The sequence below is a fragment of the Rhizobium tumorigenes genome (assembly GCF_003240565.2).
In the GTDB taxonomy this organism is placed as follows: Bacteria; Pseudomonadota; Alphaproteobacteria; order Rhizobiales; family Rhizobiaceae; genus Rhizobium; species Rhizobium tumorigenes.
Genome location: NZ_CP117256.1, coordinates 1 through 19,132 on the forward strand (window position 1 = coordinate 1; position 19,132 = coordinate 19,132).

The following is a 19,132-nucleotide window of genomic DNA, read 5'->3' on the forward strand; positions in this document are numbered from 1 at the left end:
ATGGCTCAAATCATTGGCAACATCCCGCCCGCAGACGAAAGTCTCATGGGGCTTATCGAGCGGCATTCGGATACGCTGTCAAGTCAGCTTCAGGCCCATCATCTAAGTGTCTTTCCACCTCATGCGGAAAAAACGATCCGCTTTTTTCAGCCAGCTGAAGCCGCAAGGTTTATCGGTGTGAAAGAGGTGTACCTGAGAACCCTTGCGAACGACTTAGCCGCGGATCTCGACGTTAGCACCGGCCCAGCAGGCCGGCGATCCTATTCAGCGATGGATATGCATAAGATCCGCAATCATTTGGACAAGGTCGGCCGCGGAAGTCGGCGTTATCTTCCACACCGTCGCAACGCAGAAGATCTTCAGGTCATTTCCGTGATGAACTTCAAGGGTGGCTCCGGCAAGACCACGACCGCCGCACATCTCGCGCAATATCTGGCGCTGCGGGGCTATCGCGTTCTTGCGATCGATCTCGATCCGCAGGCGAGCTTGTCCACCCTCCTGGGCGTTCAGCCCGAGACGGATGTCGGCGAGGGCGAGACGCTCTACGGTGCGCTGCGCTACGGGGCCCCTCGCCCCATGCACGAAATCGTCAGGGGGACGTATATTCCCGATCTTCATCTTGTACCCGGGAACCTCGAACTCATGGAATTCGAGCATGACACTCCGCGTGCGCTGATGAAACGAAAGCCCGGCGATGTTATGTTCTTCCAGCGGATGAAGGCAGCCCTTGCCTCGGTCAAAGACAACTATGATGTTGTCGTCGTGGATTGTCCGCCGCAACTTGGCTATCTCACACTGTCTGCAATTGCCGCCGCGACCTCATTACTGGTGACCGTCCACCCGCAAATGCTGGACGTCATGTCGATGAACCAGTTCTTATCCATGATGTCCGACCTTTTGCGCGAGATCGCAGGACACGGCGCAGAGTTTGATTACAAATGGATGCGTTACCTCATCACGCGCTTTGAACCGAGCGATGGGCCGCAAAACCAGATGGTCGGCTATCTTCGCGCCATGTTCGGCGACAACGTGCTGATCCATCCCATGCTCAAAACTACAGCTGTCTCTGATGCTGGCCTCACCAATCAGACGCTGTTTGAGGTGGAGCGCGGTGCGTTTACGCGGGCGACTTATGATCGGGCCATGGAGGCGATGAACAATGTAAACGGAGAGATTGAATCTCTCATCAGGAAAGCATGGGGACGGGCAGCATGAGCCGTAAAGACATTTTGCCAATTCCGCAGAACATTGGTCGAGTCGAAGCAACGCGCCAAGCCAAACCGCGCACTTTGCCACTTATGCCCGAGCCGCAAGATAGGCTGTCTCTCGTTGAGCAGCCAAAAGCAGAAAACAAGATTGTCAAACAGGTCGGCTCGACATTTGAACTAGAGCGCGAGCGTCAGGCGCGTGCCGACGATATCGAGAAGCGCCTGCTCGCTGGCCAATCGATCATTGACATGGATCCTGGTACAATTGACCCATCGTTTCTGCAAGACCGTATGCCCGGCGACATAGATGGGCTAGTGGTCTCTATTCGTGAGCAAGGGCAACAGGTACCCATTCTGGTGCGCCCTCACCCTGATATCCCAGGCAGATACCAGGTCGCGTTTGGCCATCGGCGCCTTCGTGCCGTTGCGGAACTCGGACTGAAGGTCAAGGCGATCGTCCGTGATCTCAGCGACGATCAGCTTGTGGTTGCGCAGGGACAAGAAAACAACGAGCGCCAGGATCTCACCTACATTGAAAAAGCTAGGTTTGCTGATCGCTTGAAGGCCCGCTTTGCTCGCGACGTGATCATGTCGGCTCTCTCTGTTCAAAAGGGAGACCTGTCGGTCATGCTGTCCGTGGTCGCCAAGATGCCAGGAGAACTAATAGATGCCATCGGACCTGCTCCAGGCATAGGTCGTCGTAGCTGGATGGAATTTGCAGACTATTTGACCGTCGGAAACAACCTCGACAGGGCAATCGATATCAGCGAAGGCGAAGACGTGCAGGCGCTACCATCAGACGAGCGGTTCAAGGCTGTCTTGAGACAGTTACGGCCCAATGCTGAGCGGCAAAAAGCAGAGCCTTGGACAAGCCCACGGCAGCATCGTCTTGGGCTAGTTAAACACGGCAAAGCCACGCTGGATATTTCTGTAAGCACGAAAGACGCGCCCGATTTCGCCGCGTTCTTGCTGAACCACGTTCCAGCACTCTACGATGAATTTAAATCGAAAAGTACCGAACATCAACGCAACGGAGAGTAGACCGGAAAAGAAAAAGGCCCCCAAAACGTTGCCGTCGTGGAAGCCCCTTCTGTAGTCCGCAAACACAGAATCGCACTTCCATGAAAAACAGTCAAGACTCCTGGCATCATTTTGGTGAGCGGATTTCTTTTGCCTATCGAAAGGTAAGAGTTAATGCACACAGAAAGCGTGACGACGCCCTTTGGGCGGCGGCCAGTGTCCCTTGCCTCGATCAAACGGCAAATGGCGGCTGTCGAGATCAAACCAGGAAAATCAGCAAATAAATGGAAAGTGTTTCGCGACATTGCGGCAGCAAAGTCACTTCTCGGCCTTCAATCTAGCAGTCTTACAGTTCTGAACGCGCTGCTGAGCTTCCATCCTGATGCAGAGCTGCGTCAGGATGGAGTGCTTATTGTGTTCCCTTCCAACGTTCAACTTGCCCTGCGCGCCCATCAGATGTCCGATGCGACCATCCGCCGACATATTGCAGCCTTGGTCAAGAAAGGTCTGATCATCCGCAAGGACAGCGCCAACGGCAAGCGCTACGCCCGTAAGGATAGATCTGGAGCCATAGAATCTGCGTTCGGCTTCGATCTCTCACCATTGCTCGCCAGAGCCGATGAGTTCCTATGCTTGTCCGAGGATGTGGCCGCCAAACGAGACGCGTTGCGAAAGGCCAAGGCCGACTTGACGATATGCCGTCGCAACGTCCGTAAGATCCTCACAGCCGCGATCGAAGAGGGTGCAGAAGGGAATTGGCATGAGATCGAAAACACCTATCTGGGTCTCGTCCGCCGCATGTCCCGTTCACCCACCATTACAGAAATAGAGGCGTCTCTAGCTCACATGAAAATGCTCGAGGCGGATCTCATCAACCGTCTGCATTTATTGGTGGATCCTGAGAAAATGAGCGGCAATGACAGTCACAATGACCGGCATATACAGAATTCAGATCCTGACTCTACTATTGAATTTGAACAGCGGTTAGACCAAAGCGCACACCGCCGTCCCCGTGGACCTGAAAGCGCACCACGAGATACACGAACGATATATCCCTTGGAAACGATTTTGCGTGCTTGCCCACTTATCTCAGACTATGGCCCAGGAGGGACCATCAAAAGTTGGCGTGAGCTTATGATCGCGGCCGTCGTCGTCAAGTCTATGCTGGGCGTCAGCCCGTCTGCCTATCAGGAGGCATGCGAACTCATGGGACCAGAAAACGCAGCGGCAACGATTTCATGCATTTTACAGCGTACAAATTTTATAACTTCTGCGGGCGGATACCTTCGAAATCTCACCAAGCGGGCGAGGGAGGGGCGATTTTCGCTTGGTCCCATGATTATGGCGCTTCTTAGATCCAACATAAGCAGGGAGCCCTCGTTTGGTTAGCGAAGTTTGCCGCGGCAAACTTTTCCCCATAAGAGTTTGCCGCGGCAAACTGCGCATTTCCCTTGCCAAGGGAGATTCAACCGGGATTGGAATGGTCGCGTGACTTCTCAAATCCCTCCTCCCGCGAAACAAAGCGGGACTCAGACACCATCGAAATGCCCAGACGGACTTATCCCGTGCCCGCGGGATCTGTAACCAATCTGGACGGCCGCAACAACGCTCGCCAACATGACTGGACCTCAACGCCGCAACGAAGACGACAAAGCAATGTAAACCAGACTGGTCTTACACAGAGAGCAGTCAGATGAAAGAATAGGGATTTGCTCGATGGTCGAGGGAGGTACAGGCAGAACCCAAGCATGCGACTATTGAACCTCCGTAGGAGGCGCGAATGAAACGCAACGCAGAATTTTGGAACTTCATGCTGCAGCACCTACCGACCACACAACACCGGTTCGCACAGATCGGCATTGCCGTGCATATCGCGTCATTACTCGTAGACATCAGGAACGTCGAAAAACTCTCTCCATCTCCGACACAAAACTTCCAGTTGTCGGAAAGACCGCTCAATCCCTCATCTCGATCTCCTGCTTGCCTAGAGATACCCTCCAGGGCGAATCCTAACGGACCCGACGATTCGCCGGCGCAAAACTGGCCTTCCATGGAGACGAAGTATCAGACATAGGTGCAAACCTTGAGATCTCCGGGACGCGTCGAACGCTTGGTACCGATCGACTTCGCACCTTAACGCTAGCAACACGCGCTTGGTCAGACGCGCCACTCAACGACAGTCCTTTGACCACTGGCCAGTAAGAAGCCGAATTCATTCTGTTCAACAGCTACGCCCGCGCCTGTGCGGCATTGAATTATAATTTATCAACTTATTCTTTGCGCCCGCATCGTGTAGCAAGCAGCATTTCCCTCTATGGGCAAGCTCTGGAGAAGAGACATATGTGCTTCAGGGATTGATATGTGGACGTCCTGTTACGTTGGGACTGCATTTCCGAGAAGGCCATAAAATGCAAAAGCGAACATCGTCTTCCCAGCGCAAGCATTTTTTTATCCACACGACGATGAAAGCCTTCCGGCGCAATTTCATGTTCCACCGAAGCAAGCAACTCTCTCTTCAGCCGGGAAGGGCGGTAAGGTTGAAAGCGCACGCGCACGTGTTTTCCATTGCAATGCAATTAATTGTGGCATTCCCCAGTGGTGGAAGTTCAAGATTCGAAATTACACCTACTCACTATCATCGACTGCCTTGAAACGACGGCATTGGGTAAAAGTAAGCGTGTTGCTCACAGGCTGTGAGGGCTTCAGAACAATGTTCTAAATAGCTTCAGTGGTTTGAAACATTGGCTGGGGCGTAAAGTTGATAATTGCGATGAGCATAGAAGAAATTTTACCAGTGTAGGCAAAGTAAAGCGTGGTGAGTTTCCTGCTCTTTTCCGCTGTCCCATTGGGCTTGAGCGAACCGACCCCTCGGCGTCATTTGATGACACTTGAACTTTCTGTGTTGCAGTGCATTATAACCACACACTAGGGGGTTTATCCAATGGACGCAGAAATCCTGACAGTTAACTTTAGGTCAAGAGCGGTGAGGACGGTTCACTATGAATTCGCGAGCAACCGACTTGTCGTTATCACGGCGCACCGCAAGACCCGCGTTTATGGCAGCGTACCATTTGAGCTTGTGAAGGCCTTTGCGGAACATCCGACGCCTGGTGTGTTCTATGAGAAATATCTAAGGGTGGCGCTCAGACCGCAACTCTTGTCCAATTTACTCGTTAAATTCATGCTGCTCAGGCGCATCAAGCGTGTTGAAACATCGTCGCCTGCTGATGTTAACCTAACGGTCTACTCTTAGCTGGCGATGCACGCTGATGTAGAGACAATTTGGCCAAGTGCCTTGCATCAAGCAAGAGGTCAGGCCGGAGCTTGCACATGTAGCGCTGAACCACGCAATAGAACTCAAGGTCTATCGCTCTCCCACTGACCCTGGTGATGTCGCCCCGGTAGCGCCATCCACTTGTTGCCCAGTGGTAATGCTGGTGGGCAATCCTCCGTCCTGTTTACCACCCTTACATTCGACACCGATCCGCCTCCGGCGGCGTTATCGAGAATGGTACATATTTCGATAGGTTGACTGATGACAGTGGTGCATCCAGCACTACCTGCGCGTGTTACATTTTAGTTGTTGAAGTCCCTCGGAAATTCCTTTGGTGCTTCCCATTTAAAATAACTGTAAAATACGGCCGGATTACTGATCAATTCATCAGAAGTAAATGGCGCCGCGTCGCGCAGTCAATTAAAAATGTTCTCTCTTTGGATCGTCGGTGCAATCATCGGCTACTGCCAATAAACTCTGACTGCCAGTTGATGTCACTATTAATTATTGCCAATTGGTTTGGATTAGGGAAAATGATGCCAAAACATTCAAACTCGGACGTTGGTCTTCGTTGGTTGATAATGTACCAGCGGGTGCCGTGGATGTTAAGAACAGTACTCTGTACTGCCTGTATGGTCCTGGTATTGGGCCTTTCTGCTTTGAACGCAAATGCCGATACTACCGTTACTCCGAAGTCAACGCGAAGCGGCGGCCAACTGATCGGAAATCAATGTCGCATCGAAGCAGATATTTGTTTCAATACATGCGACTCGAAGAAAGACAACGACCCGCATATGAGATGTCTCGGAACTTGCGTGGATGAATTTGATACCTGCAAGAAGGCGGGTGCGACAAAGTGACGATTTATTTTTCTAGATGCTGAGGTAAAGGCGGGGGCGTTCACCGGTATCTCGTTTTAGCCTCTCAGCCGCGTATCAGCCCGAACCTGCGGCCCTCATCGAGAAAATGACGAACCGAGGATGGTTGCCACTTTCGGCCACCGCGGGGCGGTTTCTCGCCGAGCAATTCTAATTGAGCCCCAATCCCCCGAAGCGACAAGGTCGGATCGGCAATCGCGATTGCGGCAATGAGCGTCATGAGGCGATCGTCCGGTCCGCGTCGCGGCGATCGAACAAGCAGGTCGGGATCCGCCAGTTTCTCGCGGGCCAGTCGATGGACGGCACGCCGGAGGCGTTCGGTGGTCCAATCCATGCCACGACGATTGAGCACAAGCGCGATGTTGTCCCAGCTATGATCGGGTCGAAGCTGCTGGACCGTTGGCAGCCAGCTTTCTGCCGATGCCATGAGTTCGTCGAGATAAATTTTGTCGCGTGCCCGTGACAAGGCCTGGAGTGCGTCCGGCCGCCGATCTCGCAGACCGGGATTTCCGGCAAGCCTCCCACGTTGTTTTGCCAGCTTGATACCAGCGCGGGTACTTTCCCCTGTCAGCGCCTTTTCGAGTGAAGCAATGGCCCGAGCCATCGCAAGGCAAACTGCGCCATTGGGCGGCGCGGTGTCGATGCTGTCCCCGATCGAACGGAGTTGAACGCCCCGTTGCTCGAGATCCTCCATCAAAGGAAGAAGATGGCGGGTGGAAAGGCCGAGCCGTTCGAGGCGAACAACGATCAGCACATCACCTGCCGAGAGGTCGCCGAGCAGCCGGGTCAGCACGGGTCGGTCCCGGGAGGCAGACGTCCCATGCTCCTCAAAGATCCGATCGCAACCGGCTGCACGAAGGTCGTCGATTTGTGAATCGCGCGGCTCTTCGCCAGGGACGGTTCGGGCATAGCCAATGAGGCGTGGTGCACTCGGCTGGATACTGGACATGTCTTCTCTCCCTGCCGAGTTGCCAACGACACACAACCCACTGTACAGCAAAGATACATCAGAAACAGCACTATTTAAAGCGTGGTTTACAGCATGCGTGGAAGGCGTCCAGGCGGAAGAGACACGTCAGAACGGGCCGTCGGCAAACGCGGATTGCTTGCGCCGCTCACCGGTGTGCTGTGGCGGTTTTTGGGCGGTACATGCTAACGCGAAGGCGACGACAAGGCACCCCAAACGGTGTAGGCCTCCAAAGCGGCTCAGTGCAGATTGAGGCGACGAGATCCTGAAGTGTCTCGATCCGCTCGACGAGCCAGGTGAGCTCCCCCTCACGGCTTTGCCGAAGGGACGGAACCTGACATCACTGCTCTCAATCGAGCAGCAGTTGAGCACAGACCGGACTGGTCACCAGCGACCAGCCAACGCATAAATCTGCCGAGACGTCGTGCGTTCTGCAGAGGGAACTCGTCGACGCTTCGCATCTGCAACGATTTAGTTGGGTGACGGCAAGTCCGCGTCCCTCCCATCAGGATTGTATACGCGAAAATTGCCGCTGCACGCGCGACGGCCGGCGGACCCTTCGGCCCCTCGCTGCTGCCATGGCTTTCTTTGGCGTCTTCCCCCATTCGCCTACCTGAGCGCAGCTTTTTCGTTCCAACATAACCATAGCGCCTACAACCTCCCCGGCTCTGTTCGCTGCACTGCGCTCGTTCGGGCTAGGCGTACCCGAAACTACCCTGAACAGCCTAAATCGCAGCAATCTATAAATACATGGCGATGGAGACCTTCCAAGACGGTGTATCGGCCCAGCGGCAGACCCGCGGCCCAAAACCCGTGTCGACTGGACGCCTCCCAAACGAGGTCGATCGCTTTCAATGGCGCCTAAGGTCTACCGAGTGGCGTCTTAATCAGAAAGAACCCGAACACTCAGGCTGGGGGGAGTTGCGTCCTCCCAGGGGTTCGAAAGGCACTTCCGCCTATGAAGGCGCTTGTTATTGGGTAAGGGTCATGGGGTTCGATACCACGGGGGAGGGCCATTCTAGTTACGGTCCAACCTTGAATGCGGTTTGCCATGCCTGCAAGTCGTAGGTGTGTGTTTCGTCTATCGGCCTCGGCAGATTTAATATGGACGATGTCCTTCCACGCTAACCAGGAAAGCTTTGCCGACGCGTTGGCACCCTGCGTGGCGCTATGAGACAGAGGGCGCGGGACGAGGGTTGACGACATTGGAACCCAGCGGGAAACAGATTTCGGCGTTATCTCCTACAGCAGCATCGGAGATCGGATCGTGACGGCGAATGACGTCAAGACTAGCTGCCAGCGGACGTTCGATTTGTGAGCAGTTGTATCATCCAGTAATATTTGGTTAACTATAGCGCCAAGAAGGGCCGCTGCGCTTATTGGTCCGCTTATTATTAGCTGCTAGAAAAATACTCGAGTTTGCATCGTCGTTTTTAGCCGGATACGCCTGTATCTTGCCGACACCATCTTTGAGACACAAGGACAGTTATGAGCGCCTGTTTTAAAGCCGGCAGGAACGTCGACATTGAATTGCGATTGATCTCCTATGCGGACGCTGCCCATGTCGATCGCGTGGACTACCAGCTGTCCGAGGATTCGCGAGAGGCGGTGGCGACGTTCAGGTGTGAGAGCTTTGGAGACTGCGTGGTATTCCTGGAGCTGAGCGACGAGGCCTTGGTTACGGAAAGCGATTTGGCGACCATGGCAATGCTTGCCAATGCGGAGCTCGAGCGGATCGTTTGCGACAGTGGCTATGGCGCGGTGTTCGATATCGTAAGGCAGAGCTCTCCCATAGCAGTCCCGGATCGTTTCAGGATCGAATACAAACAGTTTCAATAGGTCGCCGTGCCCTCGCCACAGCGTGCCGGAATTTTCGTTCCGTCGAAAAAGCATGTCAAAAGATCTGCGGTATGAAGACCGCGACTGCCATCTCACTTTGCCCATGTTGGCGGGTCTCGACACGTTTTGAACGGTATCCAACTACGCCTCATCAACGTTCCCGGCACATAGGGCGTAAGTCTTTTCAGCCGCGCGACCACCAGAGTGGGAAACCGTGGAAGCCCGCACAGCTCGCAGCCCACGTTTTGCTGCTGCCGCCCGATAACTGCCAAAGCAGCAGAAATGCAAGCGTTCGACGCCGGCGGCCAACCCTACAGTTGCATGGGGGAGGGGCTGGCGGTCCTTTGCAAATTAACCATATTGTGAACGGTGGAGGCGATCCATCGCGACGAGGATTGTTATGATTTTAATAAATCGTTAGGATATTTTGGGGGCAAAGGAAAAGACGATGACGGTGCGCAATCAATCTTTACACCCTCTGGCTGCCACGACAAGCTTTGCGGCTCAGGGGCTTGCCGCACTCAATCGGATTGAATACCGTCGCGTCGTCGCTGGTAACGACCTCGAAGAGATTTTCCGCCTGCGATACAACGCCTATCGGCGCGAAGAGCTGATCGAATCCGATGCGTCCCATCAGAGCGCGGACGCCTATGATAGTTCGCCGAATGCCCAGATTTTCGGCCTCTATTTCGAGGATCGTCTCGCCAGCTCGCTGCGCATTCATTTCGCGACTCCCACGGAGCGAACTTGTCCGACGAATTCGCATTTTCCCGGCGCTCTGGATTTCCATTTCGACAGAGGTTTCAAATTTATCGATTCCAGTCGCTTTTGCGCCGATTCATACCTGTCCGGCATCCTTCCCTTTCTGCCCTTCATGACGATCCGGCTAACGGCGATGGCGTGCATCTTTTTCGACGCAGACTTCACGCTGTCCGTTATTCGTCCAGAGCATGCGGGCTTTTATAAGCGTTACTACGGCATGAAAAAATGGAAAGGCAGCCAGAAGGTCGATTGGTTCGCCCATGAAGTGGATCTCTACGCCAATGGAAAACTCGAAAACAGCGATTCCATCCTTAGTCGGCTTCCTTTCTTCAGATCCCTGAGCTCTGAACGCAAACGCCTTTTCGGCACGCCGCCGGAAGGTGTGGAAGCCGTCTCGGTCATTCCGTCGGCTGAAGCGGCAATTTTGATCGCGCGGTAGAAATGTTTTCCAGGTTTGCCTGCGACACCCGTTGACCGCGCCGGTCGGTTTTTCTCTTCCAAGAGGAAAATCACGTCATCGTCGAAGCCTTGATATCGTCTCTCATAGGAAGTCAATCGGACGCAATACAGGGCTTTTCGTGTCGCCTTTGGCCAGACTTGTCTTCGCTCAACCAATGGCAGGCGAGTGCGTGCATCTGAGCAAACAGCGCCTCCGATGGCGTCATTCAGGGCTTCTTGATCCGGACGACTTTCTTCCCCGTCTGACCTTTGGCAATCGCTAGAAGTTCATCGATGCGGGCATTGATCTCGTCATTCACCATCGGCCGCCCAAACAAATAGCCCTGAATGAGGTCGACATCGGACATCTGAATAATGTTGAGCTGCTCGAGCGTCTCCACTCCTTCAACCACGATCCCGAAACCAAGGGATTTTGTAAAGGTGACCATCGAGGTGAAAAACGTTCTGGCACGCTGATCAGTGACAATGTTCTCGACAAACGACCGATCTATTTTCAGTTTATCAAGTGGCATGTCGTTGATGAGCGCGAGGTTGGAATAACCAGTTCCGAAATCATCAATGGCGATCCTGATCCCCATATCTTGCAGATTACGCAGGACGCCTGCGGCTTGGCCGCGGTCCTTAACGAAGACGCTTTCTGTCACCTCTATTTGCAGTCGGTGTGGGTCAAGTTTCGCGCTGGTGAGCGCATTTTTTATAACGTCGAGGATCCTGTGGTTGGCAAGGTCAACGGCGCTCAGGTTGACCGACACGCATATGGTCTGGTCGTGCCACCCGGCGCAATCCCTGCAGGCGCGGTTCATCATGGACACTGTCAGCTCGTGGATGAACCCGTATTGCTCCGCGATGGGAATAAATCGTGCCGGCGCTATGCTACCGAGTTCCGGGTGGTGCCAGCGCGCCAACGCCTCGCAGCACACCAGCCTGGCGCCGTCGGGCGTGTACATTGGCTGGTAGACTGGCGTGATATAACCCTCGCGCAGGGCGATCCTGAAGTCATCCTTCAGCTTCTGTTCCTTGTGATACTCTGCAGCCATCGCCTCATCGAACTGCAACCAGCCGATATCAGGCTCTTTCTTGGCTGTCAGAAGCGCGACATCGGCTTTTTTCATAGCATCTTCGAGGACGAACGAGTCCTTTCTACAGATCACCACGCCGCCCGAACAGTTGATATCAAGCTTGTTCACGCGCTGCATGACGACACCGTCATCATTGTCGCTATCGTCCGCAATTTCATAACGGCGGCAAAGTCGCGTAAAGATCTTGTCTAGCTCCTCCTTGATATGGCGCTCGTCCTTGAGGCCCAAAATCGCGATCATGAATTCGTCGCCGCCCCAGCGCCCGCGCAGCATGCGCTCGGTCTCGAGCGCGTTTATCGCCTGGCCAACGCTGCGAATGGCTGCGTCGCCTGTCGCATGGCCGAAATTGTCATTGATGAGCTTGAACTTGTTGATATCGAGTTGCCCGATGGCGATCAATTCTTCATCGCCCATCCCTTGCACGGCTTCGTTGATCTGTTCTATCAGGTAACGACGGTTTGGCAGCCCGGACAGATGGTCGAAGTTCGCATTGAGCCTGGCTCTCTCATAGGCCTCGACCCTCAGTGTTACGTCCTCGCAAATAAGGACGGCACCGCCAATGGCCTCATCCTCTTTCGGTGTTCTCGTTGGTAGTTTGTTGACGGTCAACTGGATATGCTTGTCACCGATGTTGACCGTCTTTGAGGCCAAGTCGCCGCCCATGAGGTCGCCAATTGCTGCCCTTAACCTCGACGCCTCGCCACGGGTCAGTTGATTGCTGACCATGCCAAGGGTGACCAGTCGCAACAGGCGCGTCCTGTTGGCCACAACCGCCGCCTGGTCCGGGATGCCGAACATTCTTGCGGCCTTGACGTTCATGATGGAGACCTGGTCGTTGTCGTCGATCATGATCAGGCCGCCAGGCATATAGTTCAGAGCCGCTTCGAACAGCTTCCGAAATGCATTGGCGTGATGAAGGTTGGTCAAACTGCTGTACAGGATTCCACGGACCTGGCGCGCCATCTGGCGTGCAATCAGCATGACGGGAAGGAGCAGAAGCGCCGTGACGACCATGATTTTATCATTCGCCAAGACACCCTTTAGCGCCAAAGTTAACATCATGGGCGCGCAGGTGATGAAGACGAGAGCGTCGATGTTAAACTTGTCGCCGAAATTCTTGCCGACCACCGAGTTCAATGTCCCGAGCGCCAGACCAATTGCAGCGAGCGTGGCAAGGGAACCGGGATCGATCCAGACGGTAAAACAGGAGATAAAAGCCAGGCAAAGAGCCGTGGAGCAGGAACCGATGATATAGCGGGCTCTCCAGATACGAATCTGGGCGTCCGTGACCTCATAGCCGCGTTTGCGGGCCATCTGCCGATTGAAATTGGAAGAGTCCCACATCCGCACGGCGAGAATGAGAGTAAGGACAGCAATCAGATATAGGAATTCGCTACGGCCAAGGTTGAAATAGCCGAGCAGACAAACCGCGCATTGCGAAACCCAGCCCGTGACCAGCGTCTCTGTCTGCATGAAAAGCGTGTCGACGAAAGATTTTCTGATAGATGGGGGAAGCTTTTCTTGTGCGAAGAGTGTTTTCAATCTCGTGGCTATCACCTGGATCACCTAACGATAGTACTTCTACCAACTTACCATCTGCAAAATTTAGTCAAGAGGTATGAAATATTCGGCTTTCAAGCAAAGGAAAACCTCTCCTGCACGATGTTGCTTCGTACATCGTTAACAGAACCTACGGCTTGACGCCTTACGCCGCAATCGACACGTGCCGTTGTGCGGAACTGGCACCGGTAATTTGCATTTTCGTTTCGGCGTGTGCGTTGCAGACCTGGGAAGTCGGCGGCCTCAGACCTTCCGATTGCGGGAACAGGCTGCTGCGGACTTCGACGCCGCAGCAATCGTGTGGCACCATGAGGGCGACCGTTCCTTGTCCGATTTGCTTCCGATAGCCCATGATGGCTCCATCGCAGATCACGGGATTGACGACCTGCATTCCATGAAATCTACAGGCAGTTATTCCAATAACTTGATCAGACCCAAGTTTGCCGGAGCGCACAGCGCAGAGCAGGTTTGCCTTGATCAGGCCCCCGTTCGCGCCGGGAACCGCCTCCTGTACTGGACAACTCCAATGGTTTGGCGCGGCAATCGAGGAGCAACCGCTGGCGAAACTTCGATGCTCCAAAGTTATAGTCTGTCGGGAAGCTGGCGCCTATGACATCTGTTGAGCCGAAGAGGATGATGCCTGGTGACCAAGGCTGACTGATTCACCGGAATGAATATGCTGGGTGAACTATGACCCAGTCTTCTTGATCACCAGCGGCGCTGAGCTGTCCCTTTGCTGTGATGCTGATGTCGATGCAGCGCGCGCGAAGCGACCACGCTTGCGATGCCACTCCGAAAGTGTGCAAGGTCGCTCATCGCTCATCGCTCATCGCTCATCGCTCATCGCTCATCGCTCATCGCGTATGGCAAGTGAGGCAGAGGCACGAAAAATCGACGAGGACGGCCCTTTGCCGAGAGCGTCTCGATGCCCGCTCTCGACAGTCAGGGATAGGCAAGTCCTGTGGTTGCAGGCATCGCCCAATTGTTCAAGCAGCCATCGGCGATCGCAAAATAGTTCTATCACGTGCGCCCGAATTCGTCTTCAATCCGGATGATGTCGTCCTCGCCGAAATAGGAGCCGGTCTGCACTTCGATCAACTCCAGCAGGATCTTGCCCGGATTGGCCATGCGGTGGACTTCGCCGAGCGGGATGTAGACGGACTCGTTCTCGCGCACGACCTGAACCTTGTCGCCGATCGTCACTTCGGCCGTTCCCTTGACGACGATCCAGTGCTCGGAGCGGTGGTGGTGCTTCTGGAGCGACAGCTTCTTGCCGGGCGTGACGAAGATGCGCTTCACCTGGAAGCGGTCGCTCTTGATCAGCGACGTGTAGCCGCCCCAGGGGCGATAGGACGTCGGATGGGTTTCGGTGAGCGTCGCAGTCTTCTTGTGGCTGGCCAGCAGCTTGACCAGCTTGCCGACGTCCTGGCTGTCTTTCAGATGTCCGACATAGACGGCATCTTCGGATGCGATAACGGCGACGTTTTCTAGACCCTGCACGGCGAGATGGGTGCCGTGGGTCATGACGAGAGAGTTCTTGGTGTTGACGAGCGTCGTGTTGCCGGCCGAGACGTTGCCGTCCTCGTCCTGCTTCCCGACCTTCCAGACAGAGTCCCAGCTTCCAAGGTCAGACCACAGGAAGGACGAAGGTACGACTGCGGCATTGGAGGTCTTTTCCATGACGGCATAGTCGATGGAGATGTCGGGGCTCTTGGAAAAAGCTTCGCTGTCGAGGCGGGTGAAGTCGAGATCCCGAACGCCCTTGGCCAAGGCCTCCTTGGCCGCTTTGACCACGGCCGGTGCAAATTCGGTCAGCTCCGTCAGCAGCGGCGTCACCGGGAAAACGAAGATGCCGGAGTTCCAGTAGAAGCCGCCGGCTGCAAGCATCGCTTCGGCCTTGTCGACGGGTGGCTTCTCGATGAAGCGCTTGACCGCATGGGCACCCGAGGCCAGCGACTTTCCGACTTCGATGTAACCGTAGCCGGTGGCAGGCTCTGTCGGGGTGATGCCGAAGGTGACCAGCTTGCCTTCTGCGGCCGTCGCACGGGCGATGCGGATGCACTCGAAATAGGTGGCGTCTGCCGTGATCTCGTGGTCGGAGGCCAGAACCTGGATGATGGTGTCCTTGCCGAAAAGATCGTTGGCGAGCGTTGCTGCGGCGGCGACGGCGGGGGCTGTGTTGCGGGCGACGGGCTCGAGCAGCACGGCTGCAAGTTCGATGCCGAGTTCGCGGGCCTGCTCTGCCACGAGGAAACGGAACTCCTCATTGGTGACGACGATGGCCGCTTCGTAAAGGTCCCTGTCGGAAACGCGCGACAGGGTGTTCTGAAACAGTGTCTGGTCTCCCACGAACTGGATAAACTGCTTTGGCGCCGTGGCGCGCGACAGCGGCCACAATCGAGTTCCCTTGCCACCGGCCATGATGACCGGGACGATTTTTGCTGCCATGAATTCGATCCTCTTTAAAACTTGTCGTCGATGAATTTCTGCAGGCGAGGTCATCCCGCCGCCGTCTGGCCCCGGCATATCGACGAACGCTCTTTCTGCCGCTCGTCATAAGCATGCGATCAGGACGATAGTATCGTGTCTTGCGGTTTCTCCAATCGGTCATTGTCCATTTGTCGATCAAATGGGAAGCAAGGTTAAGGCTGCAGTATAGTTGCGAGGATGGGCGGGGGAGGGATGCTTGCTTGCAGAGCGCCTGTCCCGTTCGCAACTCGTCTGTGTCTCCTCCTCGATTGGCAGCGAAGGGCGCTGCCTCGCTCGAGCCGGGCGGCTCTTCGGGTAGACGCCCCCGGTCCAAAGGCTCTGGCCTCAGGGGCGGCTGGGGACGGTCATTCCTCCGCAGACTCGGTCTTCATGCGTTTTGCCATTCGCGCGATTGTCGAGTTCGAGCATCGGACCTTGTTGCGGACGCTCTCCCAGGTCCTTCCGCTTCGAAGCATCGCTATGATCTCGTCGTTGCGCCGCGTGTTTTCCGGACGGCCACGATAACCACCGGCCGCCTTGGTGGCGGCGATACCTTGACGCTGAAGCCAGCGTTTGTCTTCCTGCGCTTTGCGCGCAAGGGTGGAAAGGACGTCCAGAAGCGTGCTGTTGATCGCCTGGTTGATAAGTCCCGCGATCTCAGACGGTTCCGGCGATCCGAAAGCCCATGTTGTCGGAAGGTCCGGAGACACCAAGAGAACACCACGGGCGTTGATTTCGGTGCGCAGACGATCCCAGGTTTCGATGTTCAGACGGGTGAGGCGGTCCACCTGGGCGATCAGGAGGATGTCGCCGGGCTTGCAGACTGCCAAGAGGTGGAACAGGCCCGGACAGTTGTGTGTCGCGCCGCCCTCGCTCTCGACGCTGGTGGTGGCAATCGCCCAATTGCGTTCGCCAGCAAATTTTGCCAGCGTCTCGTTGGCGCCTGTCGCCTCGCTTTTGCCAATACTCTTCTGCAGGTAGGCATGTATGGCCATAAGACAGATGCTCACGATATGCTGTTTTGAAATGTAGTATGTTTTGGTCCGAGGATGGAGATTCCCCACTATTGGAAACAATATTTCGGGTTAAAAAGATACGCAATGGCCCGTAGCGGCACGATTTGCTTTTATTGTTATGCCTTGACGTAAAAGAGAGACGTTCAATGCTAAGGTCCATAGGGTAACGCCAGATGAGGCCACACACTGTTCTTACGCCACCCGTATAGTTGCACTGTCTTCCAGGCAGGCACCCTTCATGACAAAGTTACCTGAAAGCGGGAATTGCCGCCCCAAAAGCCGGAATTGCCGCCCCAAAAATACAAACGCATTCAAATTTTATTGCGCAAGAACCGGGCAGACACGTCGCTGGGAAGATAGCTGCCATCCCCGCACGCTCATTCTGCTCAAATCGTATTGACGACGCACATTCCTTTTCGAGCAACTCGCGGATCACATCGGCCATATGGGTGCCACGCATGGCGCACCGCGCCTTGATGCGCTTATGCAGGCTCTGAGTGACATCGAAGGCGAGGCGTTTGTCGCTTTCGGCTCCGGCCGCGTGTAGCGGGACCACCTTGTGCCCTCGGTGGGTATCATCGCCTATGGGGTATCGATGTTCAAAAGCGAAAAGGCCCTTCGCCTCGCGATCGGCGGGGTGTTCTTGGTACCGATGACGATGCCGCACTTCCGTGTTGAAATCAAAGAGTAACGAGATACTTTTGGGGCGGCAGTTCCCGTGTCTTGGGGCGGCACTTCCACTTGCTCGTATGTCTGTCGATTGCTAGCCAAGCGATCTTCTGGGGCGGCACTTCCCGTAAAAGCTGACCTTTTTGGGGGATTTTTTGTCGTCGCAAGGAAGGCTCACTGTGAAAAAGCAAGCCTAACGGTTCATTTTTGGGGCGAGGTTTCCCGTTGAAAACTCAAATGCATGACTATTCGGCCGTGGCTTGCAGAAGGTCCATTTCCATCTGCCGGGGGGACGCATGGATGTAGTGGCAGCGTCGTGATTTGGCCCTGCCTGAACCGGCAACCCAATTCGCAACCACACCGTGGAACATAGTTCCGAGACTTGCCGATGGAGCACCTGAGGATAGGTGTATCGTATTGGTCGAAAGACCGGCTCCCCAACGGTCAACCGGTCAACCAGCGTTGCGTCGGCAATGGTTGAACTCATGTCACAGAATTCGTCGATACCAGATGAGCCAACTGCAACCGACATAGGCGCGTTCAGGGGATCGCCACCCGTTTTTCTGCCCAGTCTTACTGAGGTGGATGTAGCCAGTCCGGAAATTTTTTTTGCCAAGGTTGATCACCTTTTCCTTTGATGCGTTGCATCCCGCGGGCGGCGAATGACCCAGTTCAACTGCTCGACGACGCTGCGCCGTCGTCAACGCATTCCAAAAGCAGTGAACGCGCGAGGTCTGCATCTGCCGAAGATCCTCGGGGTGCCGAGCGCAACGAAGCTCGACCTGAAAGGACGACGGGTGATGATCAAATTTGAAAACCTGGAGCTTCCAGAAAACAACGGCGGCATATTTTGGGGTGAGCTTTTGTTTTTACGGCGGTAATCAAGCGCGCCCGACAGGATGGGGTTGCTCTCTTTCGCTGCAAGTTGCTCAAGGGTGCGGATACAGGATGCCAACTGCATTTGCTGGGTAAGCTTGGTGAGATGCCGTTTTGCCTCTGCGGGCGAAAGACGCCGACCCTTTTCCAGGACGGCCACGTCAAACTGGAGTAGGCAATGGGAGCCCACCCAGAGCGTCGCCTCTGTATATTGGTTGGCAATCTCGTAGTTGTGGCCGAGATCCTGCTGACCGCAGAGTTTGGTTGACTGCTCGTGATGGACCGTGTTTTCCGTAAATGACCACTCGCCGAAGGCAGTCGGAAGAGTTCCGTCCACGGACAGCGGAAGAATACTGTCACCGACCCGCAGAGCGTATGCGCCCATGGTGGTGTCGCCCCCTATTTAAGAGTGCTTACCTTGGCTCATTTCCTATTTATGCCAAGAGGCTATTGCTTAAACAACGACGCGGCTGATCCGAGGTCAGCGGAAACACGGGCCATTTTTCCAAGGCTTCCATATCCTGGATCAGATCCTCAACCGACTACGCGACATCAATTTGGTGCACCTGCAGGGTGGCTGGTTCATGGAGGACCTGTCCAGGTGGGTCGACTCGATCGCGCAGCACGATAGGATCGGCTGGTCGCTTGCCCCCAAGGTCAAAGCTCCGTGGGGTGCCATTCAGGACATCGCGGATTTCGCGGCGACGCATTTCGACACGCCGACTGACCAGCACCGGTCCGTCAAGCAACTGGGCATCGATTACACGATGCCTGAGATCGCCGCGATTATCGGCCGGGCACGCGGTAGAGAGGTGGACTATCGTTTCGTCGATATGAGCGATCGCGATGTCGAGACGGTATTCCGAGAGAAAAATTCGGGACTCTCGGACGGTGGGTCTACGATCATGACACCTTGGCTGCTCTTAACGATGGGCGTGTAAGGTTTCACGACGATCGTCCGGCGCTGCGCACGACAATGGAAGAATTCGCCAAAGACACCCTCAGGCCGTCGATCGAGAAGGCGCGGACAGATGGCGTCAAGCCAGAGACCTTCCT

General features: G+C 55.0%; 14 protein-coding genes. 7 read left to right on the plus strand and 7 right to left on the minus strand.

The features are described from left to right. The 4 genes from repA (at window position 1) to PR017_RS17775 (ending at window position 5,481) form a co-directional block, all read left to right on the plus strand. Window positions 1–1,215 (plus strand): plasmid partitioning protein RepA, encoded by a 1,215-nt coding sequence (gene repA, locus PR017_RS17760; RefSeq protein ID WP_240538907.1) that lies wholly within the window; start codon window positions 1–3, stop codon window positions 1,213–1,215. After that, window positions 1,212–2,249 (plus strand): plasmid partitioning protein RepB, encoded by a 1,038-nt coding sequence (gene repB / locus PR017_RS17765; protein WP_111218139.1) that lies wholly within the window; start codon window positions 1,212–1,214, stop codon window positions 2,247–2,249. Before repA ends, repB begins: the two co-directional genes overlap by 4 nt. 153 nt (window positions 2,250–2,402) lie before the next feature. Beyond that, window positions 2,403–3,617, plus strand: a complete 1,215-nt coding sequence (gene repC, locus PR017_RS17770; protein WP_111218130.1) for a plasmid replication protein RepC — start codon at window positions 2,403–2,405, stop codon at window positions 3,615–3,617. A 1,552-nt stretch (window positions 3,618–5,169) separates the two neighbouring features. Beyond that, the gene (locus PR017_RS17775; protein WP_111218128.1) at window positions 5,170–5,481 is read left to right on the plus strand and encodes a KTSC domain-containing protein; all 312 of its coding nucleotides are present in this window, start codon (window positions 5,170–5,172) and stop codon (window positions 5,479–5,481) included. 945 nt (window positions 5,482–6,426) lie between these two features. Here PR017_RS17775 and PR017_RS17780 read toward each other — a convergent pair. Continuing rightward, a complete protein-coding gene (locus PR017_RS17780; protein WP_111218126.1) occupies window positions 6,427–7,329 on the minus strand; it encodes a recombinase family protein in 903 nt (300 codons plus the stop codon). Window positions 7,330–8,835: 1,506 nt separating this feature from the next. On the opposite strand from PR017_RS17780, the gene PR017_RS17785 reads away from it, so the two are divergent. Beyond that, window positions 8,836–9,186, plus strand: coding sequence for a hypothetical protein (locus tag PR017_RS17785; protein ID WP_111218123.1), 351 nt, complete (start codon window positions 8,836–8,838; stop codon window positions 9,184–9,186). A 448-nt stretch (window positions 9,187–9,634) separates the two neighbouring features. Beyond that, window positions 9,635–10,387, plus strand: coding sequence for an N-acyl amino acid synthase FeeM domain-containing protein (locus PR017_RS17790; protein ID WP_111218121.1), 753 nt, complete (start codon window positions 9,635–9,637; stop codon window positions 10,385–10,387). 226 nt (window positions 10,388–10,613) lie between these two features. On the opposite strand, the gene PR017_RS17795 is transcribed toward PR017_RS17790, so the two are convergent. The 6 genes from PR017_RS17795 to PR017_RS17820 all read right to left on the minus strand — a co-directional run bounded on the left by PR017_RS17795 (window position 10,614) and on the right by PR017_RS17820 (window position 18,461). Continuing rightward, complete coding sequence (locus PR017_RS17795; protein ID WP_133255559.1) at window positions 10,614–13,028, minus strand: putative bifunctional diguanylate cyclase/phosphodiesterase; 2,415 nt, start codon at window positions 13,026–13,028, stop codon at window positions 10,614–10,616. Between the two features lie 163 nt (window positions 13,029–13,191). Continuing rightward, window positions 13,192–13,437, minus strand: coding sequence for a hypothetical protein (locus tag PR017_RS17800; protein WP_111218117.1), 246 nt, complete (start codon window positions 13,435–13,437; stop codon window positions 13,192–13,194). Between the two features lie 629 nt (window positions 13,438–14,066). Beyond that, on the minus strand, window positions 14,067–15,494 hold the full coding sequence (locus PR017_RS17805) for a mannose-1-phosphate guanylyltransferase/mannose-6-phosphate isomerase (RefSeq protein WP_279619543.1): 1,428 nt from the start codon (window positions 15,492–15,494) through the stop codon (window positions 14,067–14,069). Window positions 15,495–15,880: 386 nt separating this feature from the next. Then, on the minus strand, window positions 15,881–16,510 hold the full coding sequence (locus tag PR017_RS17810) for a recombinase family protein (protein WP_111217243.1): 630 nt from the start codon (window positions 16,508–16,510) through the stop codon (window positions 15,881–15,883). A gap of 268 nt (window positions 16,511–16,778) precedes the next feature. Further along, window positions 16,779–17,198 carry a plasmid partition protein ParG gene (locus PR017_RS17815; RefSeq protein WP_341798958.1) on the minus strand — a complete coding sequence of 140 codons (420 nt, stop codon included), beginning with the start codon at window positions 17,196–17,198 and terminating at the stop codon, window positions 16,779–16,781. Between the two features lie 702 nt (window positions 17,199–17,900). Continuing rightward, window positions 17,901–18,461: a hypothetical protein gene (locus PR017_RS17820; RefSeq protein ID WP_206423120.1), complete on the minus strand. Its 561-nt coding sequence runs from the start codon at window positions 18,459–18,461 to the stop codon at window positions 17,901–17,903. A gap of 199 nt (window positions 18,462–18,660) precedes the next feature. On the opposite strand from PR017_RS17820, the gene PR017_RS17825 reads away from it, so the two are divergent. Then, the gene (locus PR017_RS17825; RefSeq protein ID WP_240538876.1) at window positions 18,661–19,017 is read left to right on the plus strand and encodes a Rossmann-fold NAD(P)-binding domain-containing protein; all 357 of its coding nucleotides are present in this window, start codon (window positions 18,661–18,663) and stop codon (window positions 19,015–19,017) included. Window positions 19,018–19,132: the final 115 nt, after the last annotated feature.

Excerpts from the sequence above, each read along its gene's own strand:
- PR017_RS17780 (WP_111218126.1), bottom strand. The coding sequence starts at position 7,329 with ATGTCCAGTATCCAGCCGAGTGCACCACGCCTCATTGGCTATGCCCGA.
- repA (WP_240538907.1), top strand. The coding sequence starts at position 1 with ATGGCTCAAATCATTGGCAACATCCCGCCCGCAGACGAAAGTCTCATG.
- PR017_RS17800 (WP_111218117.1), bottom strand. The coding sequence starts at position 13,437 with ATGCAGGTCGTCAATCCCGTGATCTGCGATGGAGCCATCATGGGCTAT.
- PR017_RS17810 (WP_111217243.1), bottom strand. The coding sequence starts at position 16,510 with ATGGCCATACATGCCTACCTGCAGAAGAGTATTGGCAAAAGCGAGGCG.
- repC (WP_111218130.1), top strand. The coding sequence starts at position 2,403 with ATGCACACAGAAAGCGTGACGACGCCCTTTGGGCGGCGGCCAGTGTCC.
- PR017_RS17785 (WP_111218123.1), top strand. The coding sequence starts at position 8,836 with ATGAGCGCCTGTTTTAAAGCCGGCAGGAACGTCGACATTGAATTGCGA.
- repB (WP_111218139.1), top strand. The coding sequence starts at position 1,212 with ATGAGCCGTAAAGACATTTTGCCAATTCCGCAGAACATTGGTCGAGTC.
- PR017_RS17825 (WP_240538876.1), top strand. The coding sequence starts at position 18,661 with ATGGAGGACCTGTCCAGGTGGGTCGACTCGATCGCGCAGCACGATAGG.
- PR017_RS17805 (WP_279619543.1), bottom strand. The coding sequence starts at position 15,494 with ATGGCAGCAAAAATCGTCCCGGTCATCATGGCCGGTGGCAAGGGAACT.
- PR017_RS17820 (WP_206423120.1), bottom strand. The coding sequence starts at position 18,461 with ATGGGCGCATACGCTCTGCGGGTCGGTGACAGTATTCTTCCGCTGTCC.
- PR017_RS17775 (WP_111218128.1), top strand. The coding sequence starts at position 5,170 with ATGGACGCAGAAATCCTGACAGTTAACTTTAGGTCAAGAGCGGTGAGG.
- PR017_RS17790 (WP_111218121.1), top strand. The coding sequence starts at position 9,635 with ATGACGGTGCGCAATCAATCTTTACACCCTCTGGCTGCCACGACAAGC.